The sequence below is a fragment of the Nguyenibacter vanlangensis genome (genome assembly GCF_013376155.1).
GTDB lineage: Bacteria > Pseudomonadota > Alphaproteobacteria > Acetobacterales > Acetobacteraceae > Gluconacetobacter > Gluconacetobacter vanlangensis.
Map to the genome: position 1 here is coordinate 1 of NZ_JABXXP010000290.1, position 3,578 is coordinate 3,578.

The window sequence follows — 3,578 nt, forward strand, 5'->3', positions numbered from 1 at the left end:
CAATGCGGTTCTATCTTCGCCCATTGGGCATCGGTCAGTACTAAGCGATCCATCCAGTGGGTGAATCACATCTCCGCTAAAATAGGAATCCCAAATCCCCACAGACCCTAGCGCGGTGCGCCCAGGGGCTGGCTGCTGACGGTGCCGGCGGGTGCCGGGGCGACCTGCATCGGCTCGGCACCCTGCGGGCCATAGGATTGGGCCCCGTAGGCGGCCGACGCGCCCATGGAGGATTGCCCATAGGCTCGCGTACCCAGGCCGGGCTGATAGGCGGCGCCGCCCGACGCCGTGGCCTGGGCCTCGCTGAGCGCGCTGCGCAGCGGATCGGCCCCGGGATTGTTGACCCGCATCGAGATCACGATGTCTTCCGGCCCGACGATCTGGCTGTAATAGGCCCGGTTGGCGCCGCTGTTGACCGACAATTTCGACCCGCCAAGCGCCGCGCCGGCGAACAGGCCCTTGGATTTCTGCAACGCCATGATGTCGGTGTTGCTCTCTCCGGCCGTGCCGCTTTCGATCCCCGAGCCCATGGTGGCGAAGGATGCCGACGCGTCGGCGCCCAACTGGAACTGATTGTCCAGCAATGCCTGAAGGCCGCGATCGGTCATGATGAAGAAGATGACCTCGGAATCCTGCATGCCGAGCTGGATGCCGATATTGGCCGAGCTGAGCGTATAGAAGGCCGGGTCGGACCATGAGCCGCGCGCGTCGCGCGACAGCAGCACGCAGCCGCCGCCCGAGCCGCCGATGCCGATCGACATGCGGAAGATCGACGGACAGACCATGACCGCCCGGGCGCGGACCATATAACGGGTGATCTTGCTGTCGGGTCGGGCACCGGCGAACATGTCGCGCACGGTCAGGGTCGCGCGGTCTATCAGGGATTGCTGCGACTCGCCGGCGGCAAGGGCCGGCGCCGAGGACAGCGCCAGGGACGCGGCCAGAAGGGCGGGCACCCCGCGGGAAAGACCGTTCGGCAAAGCCATGCTGCGTGTACTCCTGGCCGGTGGCTGCTGCGGGGCGGATTGTGGCCGGTCCATCCCGGTTCCGATAGTGATGTTTTGTGTTCTAACCATGGCCGCCGGTCAGTCCAGCGATACCGCCAGGGCGGCGGACAGATCGTCAGCGATTCCCGGAGCGGCGGCAAGCAGCGTGGCGCCGCCCTCCAGCCCGCCGTCGCGCAAGAAGGGCGAGACCCGGGCCCCGGCTTCCTCCAGGATGGCGAGCGCTGCCGCGACGTCCCACAGATTGATGACCATTTCCAGATATCCGTCCAGCCGGCCGCAGGCGACATCGGCCAGGGCCAGCGCGCCGGACCCGCCGGAACGCGGCATGGCGCCGAGACGCAGGATGGCCGCGACCTTTTCCTCGAACACACCTTTGGGGACGCGGTTGCTCCATCCCATCTCGACCATGGCCGAGCGCGTATCCGTGACGGGTGAAGCCTTGATCGGCCGCCCGTTCAGGACGGCGCCGCGGCCGCGCACGGCGGTATAGACCTCGCCCAGCGCCGGGGCATGGATGATGCCCGCCACCGGCAGGTCGCCATCCAGCAGGCCCAGCGAGATGCACCAGCGATTGCGCCCGCGGGCGAAATTGGACGTGCCGTCGATCGGATCGACGACCCAGCGCAGGCGGCCGGTGCGGGTGCGGCCTTCTTCCTCGCCCTGGAAGCCGTCTTCAGGGAACAGGGCCCCGATCCGGGCGGAAATCAAGGCTTCTACGGCGCCATCGGCCTCGGTCAGCCAGTCCTGGGCGCTTTTCAGCGTGGCGGCCGGTCCGCCGGAAGGCGGGCGCATGGACATGGCGAGGTCGGCGGCATCGCCGACGATGGATCGGGCGGCTTCGAACCGGCACAGGATGGCGTCGGACATCGGGGGCCTCTCTTGGGGCGGGTGACAGATGTGCATGGCGCATATCGCGGCGCCTGTCAGCCCCGCCCGGGCTTGCAATGCGCCACTCATTCCACGCGGCGCGCCGCGCGCAGTGCGGCTGTGATCGCCGGGTCATTCAGCCGTGCGAGCCGCTCGGCGGCCTGCATGGCGAACAGATGGGTCAGTTTCCGCCGGCGCGCCGGCGCCAGCGTGTTCTGCGGCGCATCGCGCAGGATGGCGGATTCGGCGATCACCTCCAGCCCGGCCGGCAGCAGGCCGGTATCGGCGACCATGATTCCCGCGGTCTCGGGCAGCAATGCCAGGGGAAATCCATGGTCGACCGCGAAGAAAAGCTGGTCGCTCCACTCTTGATAGGTTTCCCATTTGCCGTCGGCCAGGAAGTCGCGCGGACCGGATTTGATCTCGATGCATACAAGGCCGTTGTCCGGACGCAATGCCATGATGTCGGCGCGCCGCCCGTCCGGCAGAACCAGCTCGTTCAGGGTGGCCCAGCCCAACTGGCCGCACAGATGCAGGATGGCGCGGCGGATGGCGAACTGGTTTTCAGCAAGGTCGGTCGGCATGGCCGGGCAGGGTGCCATGATCGGGCGGCCCCGTCACGGCGGCCGTTTGCGATCGCCGCGGGATCGGGTAGGCGTGGACGAACCGGGGCGTGCCAGGGCGGGATGCCGGACAGACGAAAGGCGGGCGGAAGACGGTATGGGATTGCTGCGGACGGATATCTGGCGGACCGGCATCATTGCCCGTCCGATGTCCGACATCCTGGCGCGCGGGACGGTTGAGGGGTTGCCCGTGACATGGCTGCCCGACCAGGGCGCGTTCCGTTTCCTGGCCGATCCATTCGGGCTGTGGCGGGACGACCGGCTGCACGTCTTCGTCGAAGCCTATGATTATCGTGACCGGATCGGCCGGATCGAGATGTTCGTCCTCGACCGGGCCCTGCGCCTGCTGGACAGCAGGCCCGTCCTGTCCGAGCCGTGGCATCTGTCCTATCCGGTAGTGATCGAGGACGGCGATGCGGTCTATCTGCTGCCCGAAGCCCATCGATCGGGGCGGTTGAGCCTGTATCGTGCGGTCTCGTTTCCCGATCGGTGGATGCGGGTGGAGGATTTCGCCTTTCCGGTGGCGGCGATCGATGCCTCGCCGCTGCGGGTCGGCGACCGCTGGTGGATCTTCTTCAGTCCGCCCGGGGGCAGCCCGGGGGACCGGCAGAGCCTGCTGCATGCCGCCTTCGCCGACAGCCTGCTCGGCCCGTGGCGGCTGCATCCGGCCAATCCGCTGCGCTGGGACCGCAGCGCAGCGCGCCCCGGCGGCACGCCCGTGATCGTCGACGGGCGGATCATCCTGCCGACGCAGGATTGCAGCGCCACCTATGGCGGGGCGATCACCCCGTTGACCGTCACCGAACTGGGGATGGCGCGCGTCATGACCCGGCCCGGGCCGCAGATCCGTCCGCCATCGTCCTGGGCGCCGTTCACCGACGGGCTGCACAGCTTGTCGGCGGCGGGGGACGTGACGCTGCTGGACGCCAAGACGATCACCCACTCGCCGCGCCGGATTGCGATCGAACTGGCGCGGCGTGGGCGGCGGCTTATCAGGAACGGGTAGGGCGCGAAGCGGGCTGTACCCGATCCAGGATCGCCCGGCCGGCGGCGGCGAACCGCTCCGGCGCGAATCGGTCCA

At 68.4% G+C, this 3,578-nt stretch carries 4 protein-coding genes; 1 reads left to right on the plus strand and 3 read right to left on the minus strand.

Going from position 1 to position 3,578, the window contains the following annotated elements:
- Positions 1 to 107: 107 nt before the first annotated feature.
- The 3 genes from HUK84_RS12565 to HUK84_RS12575 all read right to left on the minus strand — a co-directional run bounded on the left by HUK84_RS12565 (position 108) and on the right by HUK84_RS12575 (position 2,476).
- Complete coding sequence (locus HUK84_RS12565; RefSeq protein ID WP_176640599.1) at positions 108 to 986, minus strand: lipid-binding SYLF domain-containing protein; 879 nt, start codon at positions 984 to 986, stop codon at positions 108 to 110.
- A gap of 99 nt (positions 987 to 1,085) precedes the next feature.
- Positions 1,086 to 1,874, minus strand: a complete 789-nt coding sequence (locus HUK84_RS12570; protein ID WP_176640600.1) for an inositol monophosphatase family protein — start codon at positions 1,872 to 1,874, stop codon at positions 1,086 to 1,088.
- A gap of 86 nt (positions 1,875 to 1,960) precedes the next feature.
- Positions 1,961 to 2,476, minus strand: coding sequence for an MmcB family DNA repair protein (locus HUK84_RS12575; protein WP_246285650.1), 516 nt, complete (start codon positions 2,474 to 2,476; stop codon positions 1,961 to 1,963).
- 118 nt (positions 2,477 to 2,594) lie between these two features.
- On the opposite strand from HUK84_RS12575, the gene HUK84_RS12580 reads away from it, so the two are divergent.
- Positions 2,595 to 3,503, plus strand: coding sequence for a glucosamine inositolphosphorylceramide transferase family protein (locus HUK84_RS12580; protein ID WP_176640601.1), 909 nt, complete (start codon positions 2,595 to 2,597; stop codon positions 3,501 to 3,503).
- The last annotated feature ends 75 nt before the right edge of the window (positions 3,504 to 3,578 follow it).